Source organism: Streptomyces sp. ISL-66, from assembly GCF_018614135.1.
GTDB lineage: Bacteria > Actinomycetota > Actinomycetes > Streptomycetales > Streptomycetaceae > Streptomyces.
The window spans coordinates 18,948-42,852 of the sequence record NZ_JAGGOW010000077.1 but is presented as its reverse complement, the minus strand read 5'-3'; the positions used below and the strand labels follow the sequence as shown (position 1 = coordinate 42,852).

At 71.5% G+C, this 23,905-nt stretch carries 23 protein-coding genes; 6 read left to right on the top strand and 17 right to left on the bottom strand.

What is annotated here, in order from left to right; genetic code table 11:
- The first annotated feature begins 228 nt into the window (after positions 1 to 228).
- The gene (locus tag J7E97_RS16240) at positions 229 to 987 is read left to right on the top strand and encodes a hypothetical protein (protein ID WP_215027644.1); all 759 of its coding nucleotides are present in this window, start codon (positions 229 to 231) and stop codon (positions 985 to 987) included.
- A gap of 61 nt (positions 988 to 1,048) precedes the next feature.
- Here J7E97_RS16240 and J7E97_RS16235 read toward each other — a convergent pair whose 3' ends face one another.
- From J7E97_RS16235 to J7E97_RS16180, 12 genes are all read right to left on the bottom strand, one after another.
- Positions 1,049 to 1,795, bottom strand: coding sequence for a nuclease-related domain-containing protein (locus tag J7E97_RS16235; protein WP_215027642.1), 747 nt, complete (start codon positions 1,793 to 1,795; stop codon positions 1,049 to 1,051).
- A gap of 112 nt (positions 1,796 to 1,907) precedes the next feature.
- Positions 1,908 to 2,630, bottom strand: a complete 723-nt coding sequence (locus J7E97_RS16230; protein WP_215027640.1) for a hypothetical protein — start codon at positions 2,628 to 2,630, stop codon at positions 1,908 to 1,910.
- A 33-nt stretch (positions 2,631 to 2,663) separates the two neighbouring features.
- Positions 2,664 to 3,110 carry a hypothetical protein gene (locus J7E97_RS16225; RefSeq protein WP_215027638.1) on the bottom strand — a complete coding sequence of 149 codons (447 nt, stop codon included), beginning with the start codon at positions 3,108 to 3,110 and terminating at the stop codon, positions 2,664 to 2,666.
- Positions 3,107 to 3,490, bottom strand: a complete 384-nt coding sequence (locus J7E97_RS16220; RefSeq protein WP_215027636.1) for a hypothetical protein — start codon at positions 3,488 to 3,490, stop codon at positions 3,107 to 3,109. Before J7E97_RS16220 ends, J7E97_RS16225 begins: the two co-directional genes overlap by 4 nt.
- 2 nt (positions 3,491 to 3,492) lie before the next feature.
- A complete protein-coding gene (locus tag J7E97_RS16215; protein ID WP_215027634.1) occupies positions 3,493 to 4,227 on the bottom strand; it encodes a type II toxin-antitoxin system Phd/YefM family antitoxin in 735 nt (244 codons plus the stop codon).
- Between the two features lie 697 nt (positions 4,228 to 4,924).
- Positions 4,925 to 5,665 carry a hypothetical protein gene (locus tag J7E97_RS16210; RefSeq protein ID WP_215027632.1) on the bottom strand — a complete coding sequence of 247 codons (741 nt, stop codon included), beginning with the start codon at positions 5,663 to 5,665 and terminating at the stop codon, positions 4,925 to 4,927.
- On the bottom strand, positions 5,658 to 5,813 hold the full coding sequence (locus J7E97_RS16205) for a hypothetical protein (RefSeq protein ID WP_215027630.1): 156 nt from the start codon (positions 5,811 to 5,813) through the stop codon (positions 5,658 to 5,660). Before J7E97_RS16205 ends, J7E97_RS16210 begins: the two co-directional genes overlap by 8 nt.
- 79 nt (positions 5,814 to 5,892) lie before the next feature.
- Positions 5,893 to 7,095: a hypothetical protein gene (locus J7E97_RS16200; protein WP_215027628.1), complete on the bottom strand. Its 1,203-nt coding sequence runs from the start codon at positions 7,093 to 7,095 to the stop codon at positions 5,893 to 5,895.
- Between the two features lie 182 nt (positions 7,096 to 7,277).
- Complete coding sequence (locus J7E97_RS16195; RefSeq protein WP_251054640.1) at positions 7,278 to 9,443, bottom strand: hypothetical protein; 2,166 nt, start codon at positions 9,441 to 9,443, stop codon at positions 7,278 to 7,280.
- 452 nt (positions 9,444 to 9,895) lie between these two features.
- Positions 9,896 to 10,183, bottom strand: coding sequence for a hypothetical protein (locus J7E97_RS35875; RefSeq protein WP_251054639.1), 288 nt, complete (start codon positions 10,181 to 10,183; stop codon positions 9,896 to 9,898).
- 515 nt (positions 10,184 to 10,698) lie between these two features.
- A complete protein-coding gene (locus J7E97_RS16185) occupies positions 10,699 to 11,250 on the bottom strand; it encodes a GNAT family N-acetyltransferase (protein ID WP_215027626.1) in 552 nt (183 codons plus the stop codon).
- 10 nt (positions 11,251 to 11,260) lie between these two features.
- Positions 11,261 to 12,496, bottom strand: a complete 1,236-nt coding sequence (locus tag J7E97_RS16180; RefSeq protein ID WP_251054638.1) for a twin-arginine translocation signal domain-containing protein — start codon at positions 12,494 to 12,496, stop codon at positions 11,261 to 11,263.
- A gap of 167 nt (positions 12,497 to 12,663) precedes the next feature.
- Between J7E97_RS16180 and J7E97_RS16175 the strand changes: the two genes are divergently transcribed.
- Together J7E97_RS16175 and J7E97_RS16170 are read left to right on the top strand one after the other, a co-directional pair.
- Complete coding sequence (locus J7E97_RS16175) at positions 12,664 to 13,152, top strand: hypothetical protein (protein WP_215027624.1); 489 nt, start codon at positions 12,664 to 12,666, stop codon at positions 13,150 to 13,152.
- Positions 13,146 to 13,544, top strand: coding sequence for a DUF6415 family natural product biosynthesis protein (locus J7E97_RS16170; RefSeq protein ID WP_215027682.1), 399 nt, complete (start codon positions 13,146 to 13,148; stop codon positions 13,542 to 13,544). The genes J7E97_RS16175 and J7E97_RS16170 overlap by 7 nt, the downstream gene beginning before the upstream one ends.
- A 571-nt stretch (positions 13,545 to 14,115) precedes the next feature.
- On the opposite strand, the gene J7E97_RS16165 is transcribed toward J7E97_RS16170, so the two are convergent.
- From J7E97_RS16165 to J7E97_RS16155, 3 genes are all read right to left on the bottom strand, one after another.
- Positions 14,116 to 15,039 (bottom strand): hypothetical protein, encoded by a 924-nt coding sequence (locus J7E97_RS16165; RefSeq protein WP_215027622.1) that lies wholly within the window; start codon positions 15,037 to 15,039, stop codon positions 14,116 to 14,118.
- Between the two features lie 56 nt (positions 15,040 to 15,095).
- Entirely contained in the window at positions 15,096 to 15,515 is a 420-nt protein-coding gene (locus tag J7E97_RS16160; protein WP_215027620.1) for a hypothetical protein, read from the bottom strand.
- Between the two features lie 89 nt (positions 15,516 to 15,604).
- Positions 15,605 to 16,462, bottom strand: a complete 858-nt coding sequence (locus J7E97_RS16155) for a hypothetical protein (protein WP_215027618.1) — start codon at positions 16,460 to 16,462, stop codon at positions 15,605 to 15,607.
- A gap of 397 nt (positions 16,463 to 16,859) precedes the next feature.
- Between J7E97_RS16155 and J7E97_RS16150 the strand changes: the two genes are divergently transcribed.
- A complete protein-coding gene (locus tag J7E97_RS16150; RefSeq protein ID WP_215027616.1) occupies positions 16,860 to 18,197 on the top strand; it encodes a hypothetical protein in 1,338 nt (445 codons plus the stop codon).
- A 247-nt stretch (positions 18,198 to 18,444) separates the two neighbouring features.
- Complete coding sequence (locus J7E97_RS16145) at positions 18,445 to 18,957, top strand: hypothetical protein (protein WP_215027614.1); 513 nt, start codon at positions 18,445 to 18,447, stop codon at positions 18,955 to 18,957.
- A gap of 45 nt (positions 18,958 to 19,002) precedes the next feature.
- Here J7E97_RS16145 and J7E97_RS16140 read toward each other — a convergent pair whose 3' ends face one another.
- On the bottom strand, positions 19,003 to 21,678 hold the full coding sequence (locus tag J7E97_RS16140) for an ATP/GTP-binding protein (RefSeq protein WP_215027613.1): 2,676 nt from the start codon (positions 21,676 to 21,678) through the stop codon (positions 19,003 to 19,005).
- Between the two features lie 116 nt (positions 21,679 to 21,794).
- Between J7E97_RS16140 and J7E97_RS16135 the strand changes: the two genes are divergently transcribed.
- Positions 21,795 to 22,070, top strand: a complete 276-nt coding sequence (locus J7E97_RS16135; protein ID WP_215027612.1) for a hypothetical protein — start codon at positions 21,795 to 21,797, stop codon at positions 22,068 to 22,070.
- Here J7E97_RS16135 and J7E97_RS16130 read toward each other — a convergent pair.
- Positions 22,056 to 23,846: a zeta toxin family protein gene (locus J7E97_RS16130; RefSeq protein ID WP_215027611.1), complete on the bottom strand. Its 1,791-nt coding sequence runs from the start codon at positions 23,844 to 23,846 to the stop codon at positions 22,056 to 22,058. The two genes, J7E97_RS16135 and J7E97_RS16130, sit on opposite strands and share 15 nt — an antisense overlap.
- Between the last annotated feature and the right edge of the window lie 59 nt (positions 23,847 to 23,905).

The window sequence follows — 23,905 nt, the reverse complement described above, 5'->3', positions numbered from 1 at the left end:
GTTACCCGGATCTGTTTTGACAACTCAGTTACCCGGATTGGCACGCTCGATTCCGGAGCCCAGGTCCGGTCACCCAAATTTGGGTGACCGGCGCCGAAGGGCTTGTTATCAGCTCGCCTCGGCGCGCCCGGCCGGTCTGGTGTCTGATCTGCGGTGTCGTAGCTGTACGGGCACCCGGGCGGGCAGATATGACATGGGTCGTTATCGGGACGCACGGGGGTGGTGGGGGTGAGCGACGTGTGGTCGCTGCGCCGGTCTCCAGAGGGGACACGACGCGCACATCGGCGTCAGGAGGAGCTGCGGCTGCGCCTGCGCGGGGAGTACGGGCCGGAGTGGTGGGAGGTCGTACCCGCGTTCGCTGCGCTCGTCGTCGCGGTCGGATTGCCCCTGTCCGTCCTGGGCTGGCTGTGGGTCCGCGTGGGTTGGTGGGCTGCGCTGGTTGCTGCGGCAGCATTCGCGTACGGGGCACGGGCCGCGGTACTCCGCCGTCGGGCGGCGCTGGTCCGTAAGCGCCGGCGTGCGGTGTGCTTCACGCTCGACCAGGTCGACGCAGCCGACGACCGGGCCTTCCGCCGCATCGTCGGGCGGCTCCTGGTCCGTGACGGCTGGGTGGACGTGCGCGGCGTACGCGTCAACGACGCGGGCGTGGTGCACCTCGTGGGCAAACGTCCCGGCGGCCGACGGCTGGGTGTCGCCTTCGAACGCGGGGTGGAAAGGGCCGGACAGGACGGTCCGCGCAGTGCGGCGGCCCTGCGGTCGGTGAGCGCGGCCCCGGAAGTGCAGGCGAGGGAGGCGGCCGACGGCCCGCCCGTGCTGTTTCTGGTCGTCAGTTCGGGGGCGTTCGCACGGGAACGGGTCCTGTGGGCGGCCCGGACCGACGTCCGGCTCGTCGACCGCTCAATGCTGCAGCGGTGGGCGGCCGGCGAGGACCTGGCGGTGCTCCTCGACCTCGGCCTGGACGACGTCGTGCTGCCGGACGCGTCGTAGGGGCGGCGGATACGACGAAGGGCCCGGGAGTCTCCCGGGCCCTTGCTGTCGGCGGGGTCGGTCAGCCGCTGTGCCGGGGCAGGCGCCGCTCGGCCTGCTCCTCGATGGCGGTGACGCGGCCGGCGTCCCACCCGGGCTGGGCGGGGAGGCCGTAGAGCATCCCGCGCAGCTTCTTCGCCTCGACCACGGTCACGCCGTGCAGCTCGGTGCGCCCGCGCGGGGCGGGGACGCGCGCGCCGTGCACCGCGAGGATCGGGCGGACCGGCACCCCCAGCGCCCTGGCGGCCTGCGCGGCCTCCCACACCACGGTCTGGAGTGCCTTGGTCTGGTCGTAGCGGCCATACCGCAGCAGTCCGCCCGTGATCGTGAGCGCGGACTTCTTCGACTGCCAGTTCTTGCTGTCGACCAGGACCACGCCGAAAGGCCCGGCGACCAGGTGGTCGATGTTGGCCCGGCTCCCGGGGATCGCCCGGTCGTGCAGCACGGCATAGCCGCGGCGGGCGAGGGGGCGCAGCAGCCGGGCCGTGGCCTCTTCTCCGGCGGCGCCGCTCGTCCAGCTGTTGCGGGCCCGGCGGTAGATGCGGTGCGTCCCGTAGGCGAGGACGGCGAGGGCGGTGACGGTGCCAGCCTGCCACCCGAGCAGCGTGCCGGCGGCCGTGCCGACGACGGCCGCGCCCGCTGCGGTCAGCGGCAGCATGACCTTGGCGCGGCGGTGCTGCTGGGTGCGCTCGGCGGTGCGGGCTAACTCCCCCACGCGGCGGGCGCTGGCCCCGGCTCCGTCGGTCCGTCGTCCTGGTGCGATGGCCATGAGGTCCCCTCCCTGGTCTGCCTGTTCGGCCTGTAATGGGGACCGTAGCGCCGGGCGCCGACACGGCGGCAGTGCGCCTTCGGTGCCCGGTGCCCGGTGGGCGGTCCGGGGGTCAGGGCTGGGCGGGGCGGTCGTCGCCGAACTCGACGAACCGGGCCAGCGCCCGCTCGACGGCGGGCTTGCCCTCGGTGGTGGCGGTGATCAGCCGGTCGAAGTACCGGCGGGCGGCCTCCTCCTGCTCGACGGTGAGCTGCACCCGCCGGTCGGGGTTGGCGGCGGTGACGGCCGCGACCAGGGCGGCGGTGTCGTCGTCCTGCAACTGGAGCACGGCGACGACTCGGGCGAGGCGGGCCACGACCTGCTCGGCCTTCTCCGGGGTGCGGTCGATGCTGTCGGTGCCGTACTGCTCGCCCGCCTGGTCGAGCAGGCTGTGCAGGTCGGCGTAGCCGCTCTCGTAGGCGAGGGCCTTGCCGGCGTGGTCGAGCAGCGCGACCAGGACCTCGACGTCGGCCTGGTCGACGGGCGCCGCATACAGCGGGGTGTACTCGTAGCCGTCGGTGCCCAGCACCGTGTTGCCGGTGGCGTGCTCCTCGCCGGTGAGCAGCGTGCGCCGCTCGTCGCGCAGCCCCTCGGGCAGGGCGGCGAAGATCCGGCCCCATGCGTCGTGGGCGGCCTCGCCGTCGAGGCCGGCGGGCAGGGTGTAGACGTCGTCCGCTTCGGCGCGGGCGTCGCGGGTGGTCTGGTCGAGCCAGATGAGCAGCGGCTCCTCTAGGTCGAAGAAGTCGGCGAGGAAGGACTCGTGGGCGGGTAGCAGCCGCAGCGTGGTGGCGGTCATGAGGGTCACTCCTGGCTGGAGAGGGAAGGCGGGTCAGCCCTGCGGGTGCTGGCAGGAGGGGCAGCCGATGGACTCGGCCGCATCGGCAGCGGATGCGCCGGCCGCTTCGGCGACCGCGCGCCAGCACAGAGGCCGGCCGGTCTCGTCGAGCGTGCGCCCGCTGGGGAATTCGTCGTCTCGGCCGTAGAAGTCGGCCACGAAGGGCTCGACGCCGGGCAGGACGATGCGGGCCGGCTCGACTCGGAGGCCGTACAGCTCTGCGGGCGGGATGGACGCGAGGCTCTCCCACACCAGGCAGTTCAGCAGCTGCGCCACGGTCCGGCACTCGTGGTCGCCCATGCACGGGTCCCAGGTGCTGCCGTCGGCACGCAGCACCTCCAAGCGGTCGGTGACGGTCAAGGTGATGGTGTCGGCGGTGTAGTGAACGGGTTGGACGGCGGGCGCGGGCGTGCGGCGGCGGAACATCTGGCGGATGTTCATGGGGTGTGGTCCTCCTCGTCGTCGAATACGTCGGTGATCAGGTCGGGCCAGCGGGCGTGGCCGCGGAACTCGAGGCGGTGGCGGAGCATCGCGGCGGCGTGGTCCCAGGGGACCTCCAGGGCGAAGTCCTCCAGCGCGCGGGCGATGACGTCGCCGACGGTGACACGCATCGGGATGGTGATGTGCAGGTCGACGACGGGCTCGGCGAGGCGGGCGCGCACGGCGGTGGTGATGGCGTGGTCAGTGGCGGCCTGCAGCTGCTTGCGGTAGTGCTCGTCTGCCCGGCGCTCCTGGCGCTCCTGCTGCAGCCGGAGCAGGCGCGGGGCCAGCAGTGCTGTGAGCAGGGCGAGTAAGAGGACGGCGCCCATGAACCAGGCCACGGCTACTCCTCCTCGGCGGCCGGCGCGGCGGGGTCGTCGTACGGGCTGACGACCTTGCCGTCGGCGAACGCGCGGCGGGTGCGCGGCACGAAGGTGGGCTCGGGGGTGTGCTCGTCGTCCGGCTCGTAGACCACGGTGGCGTTGATGCCGTGTTCGTTGACGGCCATGCGGTAGTGCTGCCAGCCCTCGTGGCCGTAGAAGGTGGCGATGGGCTCGCGGCAGGTGACGCACAGGGCGTCGTCCGGGCGGGTCAGCTCGTCGTACACCTCGACGGCGTCGGACAGGGCGCCTTCGGGGACGGCGAAGCGGCGGTCGGCGGAGTCGAGCAGCTCCTGGACGGTGCCCAGGTGCCGATCGCTGATGGCGGCGAGGGCCTGGCCGACGATCCCGAGCAGGGTGACGGTCTCGGCGGTCGCCGTGGTCAGCTGTGCGTGCAGGGCCTCCAGCCCGGCGCGGGTCCACTCGACCTCCTGGGGCGAGGGCCCTTCGGCGCTCCAGGTGAAGCGTCCGCCCGGCGCGGTCGGTGCCGGCCGGATCGGCTTGCCCTGGGAGTCGAGGGCCGCGCGGTCCGCGGGGCGTGTTCCTCGGTCGGCGACGGGGAGGGGGACGACGGCGGCGACGCGCTCGCCGTTGCGGGTGACGTACGTGATGGCCCCGCCGTCCTTGGCGCGGTCGACGACGCTGGCGATCTCGTCGCGGACCTTGCGGATCGGGTGCTCGTACTCAACTGCGGTCATGTACCAATGGTACCGTGCAACGTGTACCAAAGGTACGCACTTGCGGGAACTGGTCGGAGAATCTGGCGCCGACCGGAGCGGTGTACGGCTCGGCCGGCTCGCGTGCGCCGTACGTCGGACCGGAGCGGGGGGCTCCCTCGTCGGGCGGGCGCGCGCAGCGCTGCCGCAGGTTCCCGGGGAACGGAGTGGATCGCGCTTGCGCGACCCGCTTGCGGGCGCCGTAGGCGTCCACGGAGGGCCCCGGGGTTCTGTGGCACCCTCCGGGGCCCGATCGGCGAGGGAGTTCACCGCGCCCCCACCCCCCTTCACCCCCCACCGTCCGGCACCCGGGCACCTTCTCCCACCCCCTCGGAGGAAGGGCCCGCCGGAGGCGTCTTGGTCGGTGACCCGGGCCCTCTGTCGGGCGGCCGTCGCGGCGGCTCCTCGGGTGGTCGGCCCGGGGCGCTGACCTGCGCGGGTTCCATAAATCCGACCGCAGATGAGGCGTCAGCGGCTGCTGGTCACCCAAATTTGGGTGACCAGCAGGGTGAGCAAGTCGGGGCGGAAGGGGAGCTTTCCGCGAGGTGGCGCCGGACCGGGCGGGCCGACTTGGCGCGCGGGCGCGTAGGGAGGTCCCGAAAGTCCCAAAACCCGGCCCGGCAGCACAGTGCGCCGGGACCGTGGTGGTCTCGGCGCACTGGCGGCGGGCAGGAAGCGGCTACGCCTGGGCGGGGCCCGGGGTGCCGATGGCGATGCGGGCGCCGACCAGCTGCCCGGTCTGAGCGGCGGTGCGCAGTGCCCTGGCGGTGGCCTTGGCCTCGTGGGCGCGCGGGTCGAGCCCGCAGACGTTGCCGACGTAGAGCACGGCCCAGCCGTAACGGGCGGCTTGGGTGAGCCACCCGTCGGGGAGGTCCACGGCCCCGGCGTAGAACTGCCCGCCGTCGGGGTCGAGGACCAGCAGCCCGTCCTCGCCGGCCGGGCCGTGTCCGAGCAGCAGCACGCCGACCCACTCGTCGACCTGCGGCGGGGCCTGGCGCAGCCGGGTGACCATCTGGAAGCCGCAGCCCAGCAGGTGGCTGGCGACCACGTTGGTCAGCTCGCCCGTGGGGTTGTCGGTGACGACGTACGCCTTGCCGACGGTCTCGGCGACCAGCACCGGCAGGTCGGCGCCGCCGTGGTCGAGGACGGCGGCGGTCATCGTCATGTCGTAGCCGTCCGCCGGCGCGGCCGGGGCGAAGTCGGGGCCCATCTGGATGACTTCGGAGGGGCCGCACCCGGCGTGGACGTAGACGACGTGGGTGAAGGACCCGTTCGTGCGCACCACCATGTGCACCGTGCCGTCCAGCGGTCGGCTGCAGGCGACGCATCGGCCGTCGGCCAGGGAGACCTCGGCGGCGCGGGCGAGGCCCTCGGGACCGAGCAGCGCGCGAACCTCGGGGCTCATCTGCAGGTCAACCATGGGCCTGCTCCTGGTCGTGCTCGTCGAGGACGGCGGCGGCGTGCTCCTGGCGGGCGTAGCCGCGGGGATCGACGACGGTGAGGTCGTCGTCCAGGCGCTGGGCGGCGGCTGTCGCGCGCAGCAGGGCGAAGTGGTCGGTGGTGCTCATCAGGTCCTCTCGGGAGGGGGGGTGCCGGCGGCCGGAGCCAGCTCGAATGGCTCCGGCCGCCGTGGTGGTCGGGAGCAGGTCACACCAGCTCGGGGTCGTCGGCGGGCCCGGCGCCGTCCTCGGTCTTCTTGCTGAGTTTGTGCACGGCCTGCCGTGACACGCGGGCCCGTCCGGCGATGTCGGAGTCGCCGTAGCCCCACGAGATCGCTCGGTTGACCAGCTGCAGGCGCTCGGCCTTGTACTTCTCCAGCCGGGCGCACTCGGCGCCGACCACGGCGAGGCGGTCCCAGTCCTGCTCGCGCAGCCGGGCCCGGTGGCTGTAGGCGGCCTCCTTGGTGCCGAACAGACGCACGCCCTGCTGCCCGGCGCGCAGTTCCTCGCGCTCGATCCAGGTGTCCAGGGCGGCGTCGGTGGTCTCGGAGGTGATCTCACTGCTAGCCAGCACCTTGTGCTCGACGTCCCAGTCGGCGAAGTCGCGCGCGGGCCGGGGGTCCCCGTCCATGAGGACGGTGCGGTACCAGGACCGCACGCCCAGCACCTGCAGACCCACGCCGCTGCCGTCGCGGTAAGACTGGCCGAACACCTTCTTCACCTCCTGGTGCCAGTGCTCGTTCGCGCCGATGAATCGGGTCTGGTACTCGCACTCCTCGGCCAGCTTGTCGAGCGACAGGCCCAGCATCTCGGGGCGGTAGACCTGGGGGAAACGCGCGACGATCTCGGCGAAGTCGACCAGGTCGCCGTCGACCTCGCGCGGGGCGGCCTCGCGGTGACGGGAGGTCAAGCGGCACAGCTGGCGGCCGGCGTGCGCGGAAGCTGCCGACCAGTCCAGCTCGCCCCCGGCCTCGAAGAAGCCGTCGAGCAGCTCCTGGGCGTACGGCGCGACCAGCTCCAGCAGCGCGTTGGCGGCCTGGACGCCGAGGTACGGGTGGCCGGTGAAGCCTGAGTCCACGGTCCAGCACAGCAGCCCGGGGACCGGCGCGAACCACATGTGCGGGCCGCTGCCCGGCAGGTACAGCGTGCCCGGGTGCCAGCGCTTCCAGGTCTCGCGGGGGACGTCGTTCACGGCCCGCCACGCAGGGTTCCAGGGCTCGCGGTGCTCGGTGCTCTCGTGGAAGGACAGCTCGCCCGTAGCGGTGTCGAGCAGGACGTGCTGGTACGCCCCGGGCGCGTGGGCGCCGTGTACCGGCTCGGACGGGATCACCTCCGTCACGGGCGTGATGGTGATGCGGGGCACGCGGTAGGTGGCCACCTCGACCTGCGGGACGGGCACGGTCTCGTTCATCCAGTTCTCCTCGCTGAGTTCGGTTCTGACGTAAACAGGTTGACGATGTCTCAGGTCGACGTCAACCGGTTGACAGGGATTGGCCGGAAGGTGATCGGGGCCAATAACAAGCCCTGCGGTGGCTTCATCGGGAGATCAGGAAGAGCGAAGCGGCTGCGCCGGGGTCACGGCCTGCCGTGACGTCAGGCCGTGGCGATGCGGCGCTCGATGCGGGCCCGGGCGGAGGCGTGGTCGCCGCGGTTGTCGGCGGTGCGCGGGTAGCGGCGGCGGGGCTGGCGGGCCAGCGTGGTGAGGACCAGGGCGGCCTGCTCGGGGTGCGTCTGGACGCCGGTGCGGATGCCGGTCTTGGGGGCGTGCATCCACTCCTCCTCCTGGCGCCACCAGCGGTACAGCTCGGTCTCGACGGCGTACCGGCGTGCACGGCTTGCCGTGACACCGAAGCAGCCCAGCGCCTTCGCCGCGGCGACCAGGGAGCCGGGCCGGGCGCGGTAGTACGGGGTGCTGGAGCGGTCGGCGGCGAGGGTCTGGCGGGCTGCGTGCTGGTCGGCTCCACGGCGGCGGAGAGCGGCTCCGGTGGCCGTGCGGCAGCGTTCCCCGGGCGCGGCCTGGCAGGTGGGGCACTCGTGGTGGACGGTCATCACCGCGCGCGTGGCGACCATCAAGTTCTGCATCCGTCCCAAGTGCTTGGAGACGGTGCGGGCGCTGTAGCCGGTGCGCTCGCACAGCTCTGTGAGGCTGAGGGCTCGGTCGGCGTGCAGGGTGAGCTGCTGGTAGACACGCCCGGCATGGTGGCCCAGCCCGCCGGCATGGTTCTCGGTGGCGCGGCCGTAGGCGAACAGGTCGGCCTGACCTGCGGCGAGACGCTTTTCCAGGCGGGAGAGCAGGGTGGGCCGGTCTCCCCCCTTGGGGGGCAGGTTCCTTTGTGTCCCACCCCGTGCAACGAGGGTGAAAGCAGGGTGCGAAGGGGTGACGGGGAGCAGCTCGTAGGTGCCGGCGGGGCCGTTGTCCTCGGCCTGGCCCAGCCAGTTGTCGAGGCCCAGGCGCCGGAACGCCCGGCTCATGGTCGAGCGGCCGTAGCCAGCGGCGAGGGCGGCCCGCCGGGCGTCCAGGCTCAGCACGGTGCTGCCGGACTGCAGGGCGAGCAGACAGAACACGTCCAGCGCGGCGCGGTCGGCGGGGCCGGACTCGCTTGTCCAGCGCTCCGGGCAGGCGTCGGCGGCCTGCTGCAGCTGGTCGACCAGGTCGACGACGTCGGCGAGGTTCTCGGTCCACTCCAGGGATTCCTGCGGGATCGGGAGCTTGGCGGCGTACGCCACACACCGCCCCCACTGCTGCTCGAACTTCTCCTTTGCCTCGGCCTGGTTGAGCAGGACGCGCAGCGGGCCCACGGCGGGCGAGGTGCACAGGTGCAGCAGCCCGCCCTCGCGGTACTGGCGGTCCTCCAGCAGACGCTCGACCATCGGCTGCGACCAGCGGCGCAGTGCCAGCTTGGTGAGCAGGGAGGCGCACACCTCGCTGACCCGATCGGCGGGCGGGCGCCGGGTGAGCAGCGCCATCGTCTCGCGGTCGAGCACGGTCTTCGGCGTACCGGCCAACCGCGGCCCGTCGTCGTCGATGACCTCGCCGAACTGGTCCTGCCCTACGACCTTGGGCCGTACGTCCACGGCGGCCGGGACGGCATCAATGATGAGCAGCAGCCGCACGAACGCGTCCGACGGGTTGCCACAGGTGGCCGGGGTGAGCAGGGTGGCGGCCCGGCGAGGGTCCGGCGGGATCAGCAGCTCGCTGCGGCCCCCGTTGCGGTGCGGGGCACCGATGGGGCGGACCGCGCCCGTACGGGACTTGAGCAGGCCGTAGTCGAGGGTGGGCAGGCGCCTCGCGGCGGCCACGGCGATGGACTTGACCAGCTGGTCGTCCAGCAGCGTCTCGGCGGCCACCCAAACGTGCCGTCCGCCGGCGGATCCGGAGGCGGCGACCACGTAGGTCAGTCCGGCCTCCTCCAACCAGCGGAGCAGAGTTGCGAGGTCCGGGCCGACGTCGCCACGCTTGGTGTCGAGGTCGAAGCAGATCCAGCGGAAGCGCCGGAAGAAGCTCGACAGGTAGATGGCGTACGGGCCGCGCGGGGCCCGGTCCGGGAGGGAGCGTTCGATGTACTTGTGCTGCCACTGGCCCGAGGAGTTCTTGGTGTCGACGCGCACCGACAGCCGCGGGGACAGCTGCAGGAACAGCTCCTGCAGGTCCGCGCGCGCGGCCCGGGGGGCGGGGAGAACACCTGTGTGGGGGTTGTGATTCGGGGCAGATGACGGGCTGTGCACGCCCGGTTCCCCGGACACTCCGAGGGTGGGCATGAGCTGTCCGGCACCGTAGCGGTCCGCTACGATGGGAGGGCTCCTAACTTCAAATGAACGCCGAAGCCCCCTCTCGCCACTGCGGCGGAGGGCTCCGAGCGCGGCCGACCAGGTCGCTCAAGGGGTGCGCTTCTAGCTCCAAATGAGTGGTTAGGACACCACCGCCCGACAGTCGCCGTGGAAAGCGTCTGTGGGGCTTGACTCACCTCTTTCGTTGCGGTGCGAGGGACTCGGTTGGAAGCCGGGTCGCTCTGGGGCCGTGGCGCTGGATGGGCGCCCTGATGGGGTGCTGGTCGGCTGGGAGGCCGACCGTGATGCGGTTTTGCAGGTAGATCCGGGATTCAGCTCGCTGGGGAGTGATGCTGAGTCCCACTTGTACGTCGTTGGGCGCCGCCCCGGTTGGAATGTGGCCGGGGCTTTTTGGCGCTCTCGAACGGATTGAACAGAGGGCGCTACCCGGTCAAAGGGAGCGCCTTCTGTTCGTCCAACTCGTCCGCCCACACGGGGCGCCCGTTCTGGTCGACCGGCATTCGCTTGATCAACTCGTTGACCAATCCGGCGAATGACAGTCCCGTGGCTCCGGCTGCCGTGATGGCCTTCTCTGCCATGTCCGGCACGATCACCACGCCCGTGCGCCAGTTCTGACCGGACGTCGGGTCGTACGTCAGCGGTCGGCCGGTCTGCGCGCGACCGCGCACCGGCCCGTTGGCCTCGACACCCTTACCGATCTTCCTAGTCACGTTGCCGATCTTTGCACATCCCACCACGCTTTCACTACCGACTAGCCGCGTGTCGTGGGAATTCCTGTGGGGCGGGCGTTTATCCTCCGGCTTCCCGTGTCGCGGGAAGTGACGTTTCTTCATGAGCTGTCCGCACGTCCCGCGTTCGGCTGCGTGGCGCGCACCGTTCGGGAGCGCGCAAGCAGCGCGGAGGAGTTCTCCGACGGGTTCACTCGATCCGGTCACCCGGACTCCCCTTTCCACGCTGCGCGATTGCGGCCCTGCACCTCTATGGACGGATCGGCCCTCGAAATCGTTACAGGTTCGGGGACACCAGTTTTCGCACGTCAGGTGGTGTCCCCAGAGCTGGCACGGCTGGCCGGGGTGGTGTCCCGCCCGGCGGGAGACAGGGCGTCCCCCAGGGAGACGGCTGTCCGGACCGGACATGGCCAGGGGCATGGGTCGCGTCGTCACAAAGAGGGGAACGTCGTCCGCCGGATTCTGTTACACCCCCCCGCCCGCGGGCCCGGGTGCGGTCAGCGCTGGGGGAGGTCGAGCAGCATGGCGTGGAAAAGGGGCGCATCCGGGATCCTGGGGCGGAGATCGCCCAGCGTCTGCCACCCCCACGACTCGTACAGGGCGTGGACCTTGGGGTGGCCTTGGTCGACCAGCAGGGTCGCGCGTTCCTCGGGCCGGGCATCGAGCAGGGCGTCGTGCAGCTGCCGGGCGGTGCCGGTCTTGCGCCACGGGACGCGCACCATCAGCTCGCTGAGCGCGTAGGTGCGGGTGCCGGTCTCCTCGACGACGTCCGGGTCGACGTCGGTGAGCAGCCCGCCCCACCACGGGGCTCCGGCGGGAAGCGGGGCGCCGTAGGCGTATCCGACGACCTGGTCGCCGTCGTACCCGACGGCGCAGGTCCACCCCGGGCGGCGGCTCCAGCCGTCGAGGCCCTGCGCGAACCGCTCGACGCTGGCGAACGGGTCGCTCTTCGCCTCCTCGGCGTAGACCTCCGCGTACACGTCGAGGAGCAGCGGGCGCAGTTCGGCGCCTTGTTGGTGGCCGTAGTGGCGTACGTCTATCCCGGTCACGGGCGGGCTCCTATGCGGTGAGGGTGCGCTGCACGTTGGCGAGCCGGTCGGCGATGCGCCGGCTGTCGAGGGAGGAGTGGTCGAGGGCGGCCACGGTGGCCGCGGCGCCTTCGCGGTCGCCCTGGAGCAGGTGCAGCTCGGCCAGCTGCACGCCGTAGAAGGCGCGGCTGCGGCGCATCGAGGACGGGAGCAGGTCCAGGGCCTGGACGGTGGATGCCTCGGCGCGGTCGTACTGCCCCATGGCCTGGTGGGCGATGGCGGCCAGCCCGGACAGCTCGCCCTCGGAGAGGAACGCCAGCCACGTGGGCGCGGTCGCCGCGGCGTTGACCCGGTCGTACGCCTTCTCGGCGGCGAGCAGGGAGCGGGCGGCGCCGGTGCGGTCGGCCGTCTTGGCCTGGCCGATAGCGAGGCGGGCGTGCAGCAGGGAGGCGATGTGGGGGTTCTGGCGGGTGCGCCGGTTGTCGAGGGCGGCCCGGGTGATCTGCACGGCCTCGCGGTGTCGGCCCTCGATGCGGGCCTGCAGCGCCAAGTTGGACCAGGCGCGGGCGGCGGCCGACGGGTCGGCGGCGAGCAGGGCACTCTGCAGCGAGGCGGTGTGAAGCAGCGCGGCGTGGGCGGGGTCGTCGGTGTCGTACGCGGCCCAGCCGGCGGACGCGTACAGGCTGCTGATCGAGCGGTGCAGTGCCTTCTCGACACGGTCTCCGTAGATGCAGCCGTCGAGGGCGTCGCGGAGCCGGTCGACGTAGGTGGTGCAGACGGAGAGGAGTGGGCCTCCACCGATCGCGAAGAAGTGGGCGTCCAGGCGGCCGATGACGCTCTGGACGCGGTCGACGTCGCTCATCGACAGGCGGCCCTGGGACGGCGTGTCGTCGATGCCCAGGGCGAGTGTCACGGTGGCGGCGGCCGATGCGGCGAGGAACCGGCGGCGCTTCACGGGCTCCAACTCCTTCGATGCCGGCGACTGCCGCGCCGGGGGACGGGCCAGCTGCGCGCTGTTCTTCCCGCGCGGTAAGAACCCCATCGCCTGGGCCGGGCAGTCGAAGATCTGTTCCAGGGGCAGAAGGTACTTCGTCCACGGCCAGCGGACCTCGCCGGAGATCCAGCGCCGGACGTGCCGGTCGGTGCAGTCGCCCGGCTTTCCGAAGATGCCGACGGCGACGTCGTTGACGGTGTCGGCGAGCGTCCGGTGCGTGTAGTCGTGTTCGGCGAGCAGCGCTTCGAGTCGGGTGTTGCGCTGTCGGTCCATCGGTCCCCCGGGAGTGCTGAGCGTGGGCGTGACGGTAGTCCTCCGCAGCTCTCGCGTTGGCAAAACTGTCCGGTCCCTGCCCGGTAACTGCCCGCAAAGCGGCCTGAGTCCACCCGATGGTGTGGCGGTTGTCTGGGAGTACCGAGAGAAACGATCCGGGAGTGCCCGTGACTCACGCTTCCCCTGCTCGCCGGGTCCGCCGGCCGAAGTCCTCCACGCCCACCTGGCACTCGCTGGCTGAGGTGACCAACCAGCGGCGGGCCCTGTGGGCGCGGGGAAGTGACCACACCCGGTGGGCGCCGTGCGGCGCTGCCTGGGATGCGGTCGCCGTCACCCCGATGTCCCTCGGCCTGGACGCACTCGTCGGGCTGGGGCTGGGGACCGGCTCCGGCTACCCGGTGCTCGCCGACCGGATCCGCGGCATCCTCTACGTCCTGGTGCCGCCGGGGGAGGGCTCGGCGGCTGCGATGGTGTCCGGGGTGCGGGCGCTGTCGGGCGGTGATCAGCTGCTGATGCCGTGCACGGACCACGGCACCCCGTCCGCCCACTGGATCTCGCCCCCGCGCGAGGTGCCGCCGCTGCTGGTCCCCGCGGACCGGCTCGCCGCGCAGTTGCAGGACCTGGTGGCCGACCACAGAAGGGCGGTCGCATCGTGACCAGCTCCCACACCGTGCTGTACGACCCGGAGGGCGTGGTCGAGGCGGAACTGCCGCTGGACCGGGAGCCCCACGAACTCCTCGTCAAAACCGTGCTGGCGTGGACCGACCCGGGCGAGGCACTCCAGCCGCGGGACTGCCACCTGATCGCCCTGGAACTGACGGGGCACGCGCGTGCCGTCGCGGGCGACGTCCGGCGGTGCGCCGAGAAGCTGCCGGTGAGCGACGGCCGGCGGGCGCTCGCCGAAGTCGTCCTCGACGAGACGGAGCGGCGCCTGGCGACAACCCCGGAGGGCACCGTGCGCTGTGCCCAGGGACGGGCCCGGATCGTGCGGGACTTGTACGAGCGGCTCGACCGGCTGAACACCGTACGCCCGGTGTCCTCGGCTTGAGCGGCTCCCATGACCCGGCCCGCTGCTCTCCCCCGTGAGTGCGGGCCTCCCCGGCCCCGGTGGTGCGCGAAGAGCTAGGGCGGCTCGCGCACCACCGGGGCCTTCACGTACGGGCGCCCGCGCGCGTGGACCTGCGCAAGTAGCGCAAGAACCGAGCGATCCGCCCGGTTCGCCCCGGTGGGGTCGTCCCTGGGGCGCGGATGAGACCCTCCCGCCCGCGCGCGTGCGTAGGACGGTCTCACGGGTTCCACGAATGTTCCTTTTCCCAGGTCAGCGCGCTGCGGCCTGGTCTCACCGGGTACCCCCTCTCTATGGGCCGTCTTGGACGTGCACCACAGAACGCCAACCCCGACGGGGCGGGAGACGGCCGACGGCCCGCGGTGGCCACCCGCACCACGGACCAGATCAGCCACACCACTTCTCCTCTGGCCCCGGCCGGTCCGCAGTCGCCGTACGGCCGGCGCCACCCCGGCGGGGCACCGCAAGCCCCCCAGGGGCTGAGGAGCTGCCGACCCCGCGCGCTGGCCGAAGAGTTCGGGATCGCGATCCGGTGCTGTCCCGCCCTGGATGGTCAGCGCAGCCGTTCGGCCTTCTCCACGACCTTCTGCCGTTCGCGCTCGGCTCGGGCCCGTACTCGCTGCAGCGCCCTCAGGTCCACGGCTTCCTCGACGCCGGCGCGTACCAGGTCGGTCAGCAGCGTCGGGCTGAGTGCCTCGGCCTGGACGGTGGCGTGCATGTGCTCGCCGCGGCGGTCGGTGTCCTTCTGCGGGGCGGTGACCAGTCCGTGCTCGGTGATCTGTTCCTCGGTGACGGCCAACCGCTTCACCTCGGGCGGGGTGCCGCCCATCTCGTCCACGAACGCGATGACGTCCTCGACGGCGGCGTCCAGGATGCTCAGCCCGCTGGGGTCGTAGTCGCCGATGCTGAGCAACCTGGTGGTCACCTCGCGTTGCGCGATGCGGGCGGCGGCGTCGTGCTTGGCGCACACCGACTCGAATCCGCCGGAGCAGTAGACGACCACGCCGTACTGCCGGGTGACCTCGGCGACCATCGGCATCATGCCCTGGGCCTCGATCCACACTTCGACCGCTCGCGGTTGACCCTCGTCCAGCGGCCGGGAGTAGTGGTGCGCGGACGCGCGGACGGAGTCCCAGAACTCCGCTGGACTGCTGTACCCGAAGGAGTGGCCGGCCGACGCGGCCCGGTCGTCGCGGATGGCGTTCATGGGGATCAGCCGGGCTCGCCGGGCCCGGTTGAGGGTCTCCTGCAGACGGTCGTACGCCTTCTCTTCCTTCGGGTAGCCGAAGGCTCCGACCAGCCGGTAGAAGACTTGGCGGGCGGTCAGCGGCAGGTGCGCGCGGTACTCGTCGAGGACGGCGTGCACCTGCTCGACCAGGCGCAGGGTGTCGGGCTTCGGGGACCAGTCGGCGAACCCGCGCGGGCGGGTCCGGCGGTAGGTGCGGCCCGAGACGGTGTTACGGCCTGCCGTGCTCATGCGCCCATCGTGGCACCGGACGGGGGAGCGTCGGACCGCTTGCCGTCCGGCCCGCCCTACAGGTCGGCGGGGTTGACCGGGTAGCTCGGCGTGGAGACGCGCGGTCCGGCCCAGGGCGGGGAGTCGCTGTGCGGGGCGGGCGGCTCCGGCTTCGGGTTGGGCGAGACAGGTACTTCATCCACCGGGTAGACCCTCCAGACCAGCCGCTCGCCCTCGGGCCGGGCGGTGACGACCTGGTCGTGGCCCTGCTCGTCGGCCGCACGACGAGCCGCGTTCAGAGCTTGGGCGAGGGCGAGGCCGAAGCCAGGCGGGATCATCGCTTCGCCTGCACCCCAGACGGCGGCCTCGCCGTTCACCAGCACTTGTTCGTTGGGGCCTTCGCGTTGGGCGATCTGGGCGGTGGCCGTGGCCCGGACCATGCGGACGGGGCCGTCCTGGTAGGGGTTCGAGTAGATCCACACGGCCGGTAGGGCCATCTTCCGCTCCTTCGCTGGACTGGCTCGGGACATCATCATCGGTTCTGGGCACGGGGCGGGTGAGAACGGACCAGGTCGGGCTGGCAGGTTCAGCTCTCTTCGTCCGGGGTGTCCGGGTCGGGGCCCCAGCGGCGGTCCCAGCGGGCAGAGAGCACACGGTGAACGGCCTCGGACTCGGCCCGGTACAGCGCGGAGACTGCGGCCACCAGCTCGGCGTAGTCGGGGCCCAGGTCGAGTACCGCGGGCAGGGTCACCTTGCGGATCTCGTGGAACATCTCGGGCACGGCATCGCGCTCGATCGCCCTGTGCAGGGTGGCGGGCCAGCTGGCCCGCCGGAAGGCGGGGCGGGGGAAGAGACGCCGGTTCATTCGTTCCTGGCTGGCGCGCTCCGCGTGGTCCGCGCGCTGCTGCAGGTCCTCGACGGCGGCCAGGCGTACGGCGAGTACCCGGATCTCGTCGGCGTGTTCCGCCATCCAGGCCCGCTGGACCTTCGCGCGGGCGCGTTGGTCACGCTCGCCGGCCACCCGGTCCTCTTGGGTGCGGCCGTCGTCCGAGGCGTCGCCGCGCAGCTGCAGGTAGCGGCGTTCGGCGGACTGGCGGCTCTTGACCTCCAGGGCCGGGGCGAGGCGGGTCCAGGTGACGCCCTTCTTGCGGGCGGTCTCGATCAGGTGGCCCTCGGCCCGCTGCAGGTCCTCGCGCAGCGTGCGCAGCACCAGCAGCGCGGCCAGCAGGTCGGTCTCGGAAACCCGGTGGGCCTCACCGAGGTAGGCGTGCTCGAAGAGACGGTCCAGGTGCGGCGCGACGTCCGCGATCGGGCGGCCCGGCCACACCCGATCGTCATCGGCAAACTCGTCCGCGTCGGCGGCGATGTGGAACCACGCGTAGTCCCGCTCCCGCTCGGCCCGCTCCTCTTTGATCCGCCGGGTCCGTTCCTCGGACGTCGTCATGGGCCCCGCCTCTTCCTGTCGTTATGGCAACGACATTGAGTGTCGTGCATCTAACGACACCCGACGGCCGGAGTTCGGCCCGACCTTGAGGGCCAAGAGCGATCTCATCGGGAACCGCTGCCTGATCCAGGTCAGGGCGCTGAGGTTGAATCTCACTCCAAGGCACGGATCCTTTGGGGCACTCTGACCCTGAGCAGGTGGCATGAGGTCGCCGGTCGGGGAGGTGGAGCAAGTGGGTATTCGGATGATCTTTCGTCTGGCGGTGGCCGCGACGATCCTGGGGGTGATCATCGGGATCTGGTCGGAAAAGTGACCGTTTGAGCCGCACAGCGTGACCGCCCGACTACGCGGCAAGCCTCAACTCGGATAGCGTTCTTCCCACTTAGGGGAGGCCTCCGTGCGATCACGAATAGTTGCTGTCCTGCTCGGCGTGGTCGCGCTGCTGCTGCTCGGCGGTCCCGCCGTGGCCCAGATTCAGCAGGGGCCCGGGCTGGTACCGATGGAGTGCCCGATTGGCCCGGCGGGCGACGACTGCCGGCGTGCCGGACCGACCCCTGGTCCCAGCAGCCCCAGTCCCGCCCCCTCGAAGTCGTCGTCGGTATGCGACCTGGTCAAGGGGGAGGCCAAGAAGTACTGCCTGCGGGAGGGTGACTCGGGTGCTCCCCGTACCGGGCTGGGACCGAGCGACCCCACGGACGCGCTCAACCCCCTGCAGTCCCTGGCGGACGGCCTCTCGGACGGGGCGGGCTGGACTATCGACAAGCTCGGCCTCGCTGCCGGCGCGACGTCACAGACAGATTTCACCAGCGCGGGCTTCCTCAAGCAGTACGCCATCGTGTTCGCCGGGTCCACGATCCTGACCCTGCTGCTCTGGCTCGTCGCCGTGGCCAAGCGCGCGGTGCGCGGTGTCGGTATCGGCACAGCCATGGGGGAAGCGATCGGCCTGCTGTGGCTCGCCGTGATCGCCTGCGCCTTCACCCCGCTGGTTCTGTACGTCGTCACGGGCGCGGTCGACGCCGTGACCAACGTTCTCACCGGCGGCGGATCCCAGGATTTCTTCAAAGCCTTCGCTGAGGGCATCAGGAACTCGAAGAAGGTCGGCGGCGGTCCGATCGTCCAGGTCGTGATCGCATTCGTGTCCATGCTGGCTGCCGGTGTGCTGTGGCTGGAGCTCGCGATCCGGGCGGCGGCCCTGTACGTCGGGGCGGTCCTGGGCACCGTGGTGTACTCCGGGCTGGTCGACCGGGACCTGTGGAAGGCCGTCCGGAGGTGGGCGGGCATCATGGGCGCGATCATCATGACCAAGCCCGTGATCATGATCGTGCTCGGCCTCGCCTCCGGACTCTCTTCGACCCCCAGCGGGGAGCCCGACGCGCTCAGCTCGATCGTCTCGGGGCTCGCCATCATCATGCTGTCCATCGTGGGCAGCGTGATGATCTACCGGTTCATCCCGGGACTCGGCGACGACATCGTCAGCAGCCGGCGAGACCTCGTGGCCTCGATGTCCCGGCGTCAGCATCAGGGCGCGCCGCCGCCGCGGTCGAGTTCTCACGCGATCAGCCAGGGCATCAGCACGCACTCCCAGCGCGGGCCCAGCACGTCGTCGTCCTCGCAGTCCGGCGGGCTCGGTGGACCGGGGGCGGGCATGGGCGCGCACGCGTCACGCCGTACCGACCAGCCCGGGCAGCAGACCCCGCCCCCTCCGCCCCGCAGTGGAAACCCCGGTCCCAGCTGAGCTGACCGCTGACTCCTTGGGCGAGTGTCGGCGAACCGCAGGCCACATCGCGCGCCGTCCGTGACACTGGGCACAAGTGATCGAATAGGTGGGGGCGCTGATGCAGATCAACGACGGCTGCGGCCATAACGGAGCACCAGCCGCGGCAACAACGGCCAGCTCGGCTCAGGTACCTCCGCCTGCCCGGCGTTCGCGCCGGCGCCTAGTCATCGGCATCGGGGTACCCGTAGTCCTGCTCGGTTTCCTCGTGGTCGCGACCCGGATCGACGGCGCCCCGTCGGCCTCCCTCCCGCCCCAGCCCGGTGGCCTCGCCTCTCTGCCTGAAGCAGAGTCGGCGCACAGCCGGAGCGGGGCGCAGGCCACCGCAGCCCGCTACGCGACGGCCATCGGCGGCGAGGGCATGTTCAACCCGTCGGCCCGGCACGCGCTCGTGCAGTCCATAGCCCACCCCCTGTACGAGAAGACGCTGCAGGACAGGTTCGACAAGGGCTTCACCACAGAGTTCAACGGCAGCCTGGGACTCGATCTCACAGGTCAGCCTGCAGCTGGCGAGCTGTTCGTCAGCCGGACGACACCGGTCTCGACCTCGGTGACGTCCTACGCCGACACCGAGGCCACCGTCGACGTACGGTGCACCGGAGTGCTGAGCAGGACCGGTCACAACCCGATAGCCCTGAGCAGCAAGTTCACGATGACGCTCCGCCTGATGTGGACCGACGGCGAGTGGCGCCTGCGCGAGACCGACCAGCACAACGAATAGCCCGGGGCTGTGCGCGCCCTGGCCCTGCACGGTGACCGGGGTGGGTCATGCGCCTGCGCGCCAGTGCTCCTGCCGGTCCTGGACGAGGCCGTGCCACCTAGCCCGGACGACAGGTTCGCCTTCGGGCCAGCTTGCCGTGGAGGGGGCTGCGAGAGTCCGGCCGACCATGAAGGCAACCAAGTCGGTGTAGTAGCTGTAGTCGCCGTTCTGGGTGAGGCCGCGGATCCGGGTGATGGCGGCGTCGGTCTGGTCCTCGTTGCCGAGTACCGCGTGGTGGAAGGCAATGGTGAGGTCGAGGGCTGCTTCGGCCGCGGCGACCCCTGCCTCGCGGATCTCGGCGCGGAGGGTTTCGATGCGGGCGTCGTAGCCGGGAGCGGTGGTGCCGGCATCACGGATCAAGGCGGCGGTCTTCGCGGTGATGGCGCTGGCGCGCAGGGCTACACCGGCCAGTAGCTGCTCGGCGACTTCCAGCTCACGGTCTGTCTGGTCGGGGTCGATGAAGGCGATCGCGAAGGCGCGCTGCGCCTGGGCAGTGGCCTGTTCACCGACGACACCATGGTGTGCGGCGTCCTCACGGGCGGCCTCGTACTCTGCGGCTGCGCGCTGCATGTCGCCTTGGACCCAGTGGACGTCGCCGAGGACGCGGTGGTGGCGGCCTGGCCAGCCGAGGGTCTCGGCGATGGCGAGGGCTGTGGGGAAGTCTCCGCCGAGGCGGGCGAGGTGGGCGAGGCCTCGGCGGGCGAAGGGCGCGAGGCGGCCGTCCCCGTCGGAGACCTGCTGCATCCCGTCGCGCGATTCGGTGGTGCGGCCGAGGTCGCGGTCGGCCTTGGCTCGGTAGTACAGGCACATTTCGTGCAGGTCGGCGGGCAGCAGGCTGCTGTCGATGACGGTGGTCAGCCGGGCGACGGTGCGCTCACGGTGTTCGTGCTGGCGGCGGGAGAGTGCGCTGAGGGTCTCGACGAGGGCGTCGGCCGGGGTCCGCAGGCCGTCGTCATCAGGATTCGTACGGGCGGGCAGGGGCTCCCACACGTCGTCCGATACGTAGGCCCAGGCGGCGTCGGCCAGCCACTCCAGGTCGAGCCCGAAGTCGCGGGCGACCGCAAGGCCCTGGCGCAGACAGCCGACCAGAAGCCGGCGGTCCCGCGCGTCGCCTTGCACCCACTGGGTGCCAAGCCCGGCGAGGGCGCGTGCGGCGGCCTGGTCCCAGTCGTCGGGGCTCCAGCGGTCGTCGGTCTGGTCATCGGCGGTACGCAGGGTCGAGCGGATCAATGCGTGCAGATGAAACGGCCACAGGTTGAAGCTGTCCTCCCGCACGAAGGGCCGCTCGGCCAGTCGGAGGGCTGGGGCCTGACGGGTCAGGCCGGCGGCACGGGTCGCGAGGTCGACGTCGAAGCTGTCGAGGACGGATACCGACCGCAGGACGTGCCGCTCGTCGGGGGTCAGGTCGGAGAGGGTGCGGGCGATCAATGCGGGGAAGGGGACGTCGAAGTCGGCCGGGACGGGGGTCCGGGTGCGCTGGATCTCCAGGAAGCGCAGTACGGCGAGGTCGAGGTGGAGCGGTAGGCCGTGGGAGTGCTCGCCGATCACCGTACGGATCTCTGCGCTGATCAGGGGCTGGCCGTCGCGGGTCAGGCGCCGGGCGAGGTAGTCGTCGCGGTCCTCGGGGCTGAAGTCTCCGATGAGGATCTGCCGTCCTTGTGGCACCGCGGCGGGATCAGCGGAGCGTGGGGCGGGAGTGCGGGCGGCGAGGCCCGGCCATGACGCGGGTCCGGTCCAGTCGAGCTGGCCCTCGATGTTCTGGTCGGCCCATTGCAGGCGGTTGCGGCCGGTGATGACGAAGAAGGCGCCCGGCATCAGCCACACCACGCGCTGGAGCAGGCGTTCGAGGTCGCGGTGGGTGCGGTCGCCGGAGTCCTCCATCGTGTCCAGCAGGATCACGGGGGTGACGCGCTTGTCCGGCGGGAGCTGGTGGATTTCCCAGGCGAGGAGATGGGGGTAGTAGGAGAGCGTGTCGAGGGTGGGTTCGGCCTCCAGGAGGTCGGCCAGGCGGGTGCAGCCGGCGAGCGCGCGGACGGTCTGGCGGTGCTCTCGCAGGGCTTTCACCAGGGAGCCGGTGACCTGCCCGACGACGGAGCCGACCGTGCCGGGCAGCAGCAGGGTCTGGGCGATGTCGCCGAGCGCGGACTGGAGTTGCTGTGGCATTGCCTTTCCGAACCTCGCGCCAAGGCCGTCGCGACGCAGGTACTCCTCCAAGGGCTCGCCCGGGTGCTGGACTTCCCAGTAGTGGCGCAGGGCGAGGTCGAAGGCGGGCAGCGGGCGGCCGAGCTCGGCGAGGGCGAGGCGGATGGCCAGAACGACCCGCTCGAAGTCGATGCCGGCGGAGCGAGCGAGGTCGATCCGTACGGGCAGGATCCGGTGTCCGGCGGGCCAAGCTGGGGTGGTCCACCGCTCGGGCCGCTCCCCGGAGTCGGCGAGCGCGGCTTCCAGCTTGCGGGACAGCGTGCTCTTGCCGACGCCGCCGACACCGTAGAAGGCCAGGGTGTTGTTGCGGGGTGCCTCGAGGTCCTCTGGGTCGAAGGTGGGCCTGGCCACGTACGCGAGGTGCTCGGTGAGCGCGTCGACGACGGCTTCCCACTGGCGCTGCCGGTCGGTGAACGCCTCCACCACGTTCAACCGCCGGTCGTTGGTGCTGAACAGTGCGCGCAGATCCCGACCCGCCACGTGAACCCCCCGGTGAACGCCGTTTCTCTCAACCTATGCCCAGGTCGGACGCTATGAGGGGGCGTCACGGACAATGGCTGACCAACTACGTCAGCACGACTCAAGGCGGTATCACCGTGGCCGGCCCCCTCACCCCTGAAGACCCCATCCAGCCCGGCGGCGACGCCGAACAGGCCGAGGCCACGGTGAAGCAGGTGATCGCCTGGTACAACGCCCGTCTCAGCGCCGCTCACCGCCAGCCCGACCACGACCAGACCCTGGTCGCTGCCTGGCGCCAGGGCCGGGAGGAAGCCGCCGACGACTTCGAGAGGCTGCAGAGCGCGGACCAGGAGGAGACCGTGGCCATCGCCATCACCTACGCCGCCCGCCTCAAGCAGCTACGGGCAGAGTGAGCCGGCTGCCGTCCGGGGGAGCGGCAGCCGCACAGGCCCGCCCGGTCCCTGCTCCACGGGCCGGGCCCGCCACGGTGCGGGCATCAGGGGCTGGGCCTGGGCGGTGATGCCGACGATCTCGTCTCGCATGCGGGGGAGCTTGCGCAGCAGGGCCCGCTGGATGGCGTGGAAGCCTGCGGCTTCCTGTTCGGTGTAGGGGCGGCGACGCCCGGCGGTATGTGCCCAGGCAGCCCACCGGCCCTGGCCCAGGGCCTGGTGGTCGCCGTCGATCACCCTGACCGCACTGATCTTCGGATCGGCGGCCGACGCTATCACGATGTCGGCGGCCGTCCGGCAGGCGCGTGCGTGCGCGGCCGGGGTGGCAAGCGCGGTCATCACGTCGAGGTCCAGGGCGCGGGCGTGGTCGACGAGGGTGCGCTGCCGGCTGTCCGCCGCTCGGGCGGCCATGGCGACGACCTCGATCCGGTACCGGGCCCTGGCGAACCGGGCTGCGCTCGCCAGGAAGTCCTCGACGCTGATGAAGTCGGCCTCGATGAGCAGGTCACCGCGCCGCTCCCGCACGTACGCCTCCGCCTCGGCCTGCCAGGCGTCCCCATCGGGCCTTACCAGCTCGTCGGCAATCCGCGGAGTGTCCTGGATGAGCTGGAAGTGGTCGGGATGGTGGCCGCGCAGCAGGTCAGGGTCGATCAGGACGGTGCCTGGCCGCATCGACCGGCGCAGCATCCGCCTCGCCTCCAGCTGGCGGGCCCCCGGCTCGCCAACCAGATAGACGACCATCGGGTCCGGACGGAAGGTTGCCCTGCGCAGGAAGGTCGGGGCGATCAAGTCGTCGAAGGTCCAGGTGTGCTGGCCCGCGCTGAGGCGGTGATAGCCGGTGCCGGGCGCACCAGGCAGTGGAGATGCGATCCGGCGCACCGGTTCCGCGGCGGCCGCCGCGCGCTCAGCATCCCGGGATACCGCCAGCCGCCGGTCCGCCGGCAGCCGCTCATCATGGACCAGGACCTCGGCGCGCACCAGGTCCCGGCGAAAGGTCCGGGTCCGCGGGGCGCTCCACGGTCGTAACTGCTCCTTGCGGAACGCCGCGTCCGCTGCCGGCCGACGCATCCAGTGGTCGTCGACGAGTTCGTTGTCGTACAGCGGCTCCAGGCCCCGGCGCGCCACGGCCACCCGGTCGAACAGGCGCTCCGCCTCGACTACCGCAAGCGTGCCCGGCAGGCCTGCAGTGCAGCCGTCCTGGTTCTCCCAGGAGACGTACCGGCCGCCACCCTCCTCGTCGAAGAAACGGTCCAGCACGCTCAGCTGGGTGAGCGCCTCCGCCACCGCCAGCACCACCAGCTCGAGCCGGTAGCCGGCCAGCCGGTAGAGAGCCGAGGTGGCCCGGGCCTCCGCCGGATCCGCGAGCGCCAACTCCAGCACCACGTCCAGCCGGGCCGAGCGCGCGTACGCCTCGACCTCCGCCTGCCACTGCCTGACGTCCGTGCGCACCCCCGCGCCAGCCGTCCGGACATCCGTCTGCAGGAGCTCCTCATAGTCCCGGTGGGCCCGCTTGTAGAGGTCGCTGCCGATCCGGACCGCGCCCCCCCGGCGGTTCAGCACCGCGTGGATCACCTCGGCCGTAGTGGACTTGCCGCTCCCCGGCGGGCCGGCCACCACAACGACGACCGGCTGCGCCTGGGCGACGGCGCCCTGAATCCACAGGGCCAGGTTCCGGGCAAGGACGCGCTGATGATCCTCGGGAGCGAGGACGGTCGGCGGAACGAAGTTCGAGGGCACCATTTCTCCGGAGCTGCGAGGAACAGGCGGGATACGAGGGGGCGCCGGTCAGACCCGTTGGG

What these genes read in the sequence shown, in the direction of transcription:
- J7E97_RS16210 (WP_215027632.1), bottom strand. Translation starts at nt 5,665, where the DNA reads ATGGTTGACCTGCAGATGAGCCCCGAGGTTCGCGCGCTGCTCGGTCCC.
- J7E97_RS16225 (WP_215027638.1), bottom strand. Translation starts at nt 3,110, where the DNA reads ATGAACATCCGCCAGATGTTCCGCCGCCGCACGCCCGCGCCCGCCGTC.
- J7E97_RS16155 (WP_215027618.1), bottom strand. Translation starts at nt 16,462, where the DNA reads ATGACGACGTCCGAGGAACGGACCCGGCGGATCAAAGAGGAGCGGGCC.
- J7E97_RS16180 (WP_251054638.1), bottom strand. Translation starts at nt 12,496, where the DNA reads ATGGACCGACAGCGCAACACCCGACTCGAAGCGCTGCTCGCCGAACAC.
- J7E97_RS16130 (WP_215027611.1), bottom strand. Translation starts at nt 23,846, where the DNA reads ATGGTGCCCTCGAACTTCGTTCCGCCGACCGTCCTCGCTCCCGAGGAT.
- J7E97_RS16160 (WP_215027620.1), bottom strand. Translation starts at nt 15,515, where the DNA reads ATGGCCCTACCGGCCGTGTGGATCTACTCGAACCCCTACCAGGACGGC.
- J7E97_RS16235 (WP_215027642.1), bottom strand. Translation starts at nt 1,795, where the DNA reads ATGGCCATCGCACCAGGACGACGGACCGACGGAGCCGGGGCCAGCGCC.
- J7E97_RS16230 (WP_215027640.1), bottom strand. Translation starts at nt 2,630, where the DNA reads ATGACCGCCACCACGCTGCGGCTGCTACCCGCCCACGAGTCCTTCCTC.
- J7E97_RS16195 (WP_251054640.1), bottom strand. Translation starts at nt 9,443, where the DNA reads ATGCCCACCCTCGGAGTGTCCGGGGAACCGGGCGTGCACAGCCCGTCA.
- J7E97_RS16205 (WP_215027630.1), bottom strand. Translation starts at nt 5,813, where the DNA reads ATGAGCACCACCGACCACTTCGCCCTGCTGCGCGCGACAGCCGCCGCC.
- J7E97_RS16200 (WP_215027628.1), bottom strand. Translation starts at nt 7,095, where the DNA reads ATGAACGAGACCGTGCCCGTCCCGCAGGTCGAGGTGGCCACCTACCGC.
- J7E97_RS16165 (WP_215027622.1), bottom strand. Translation starts at nt 15,039, where the DNA reads ATGAGCACGGCAGGCCGTAACACCGTCTCGGGCCGCACCTACCGCCGG.
- J7E97_RS16215 (WP_215027634.1), bottom strand. Translation starts at nt 4,227, where the DNA reads ATGACCGCAGTTGAGTACGAGCACCCGATCCGCAAGGTCCGCGACGAG.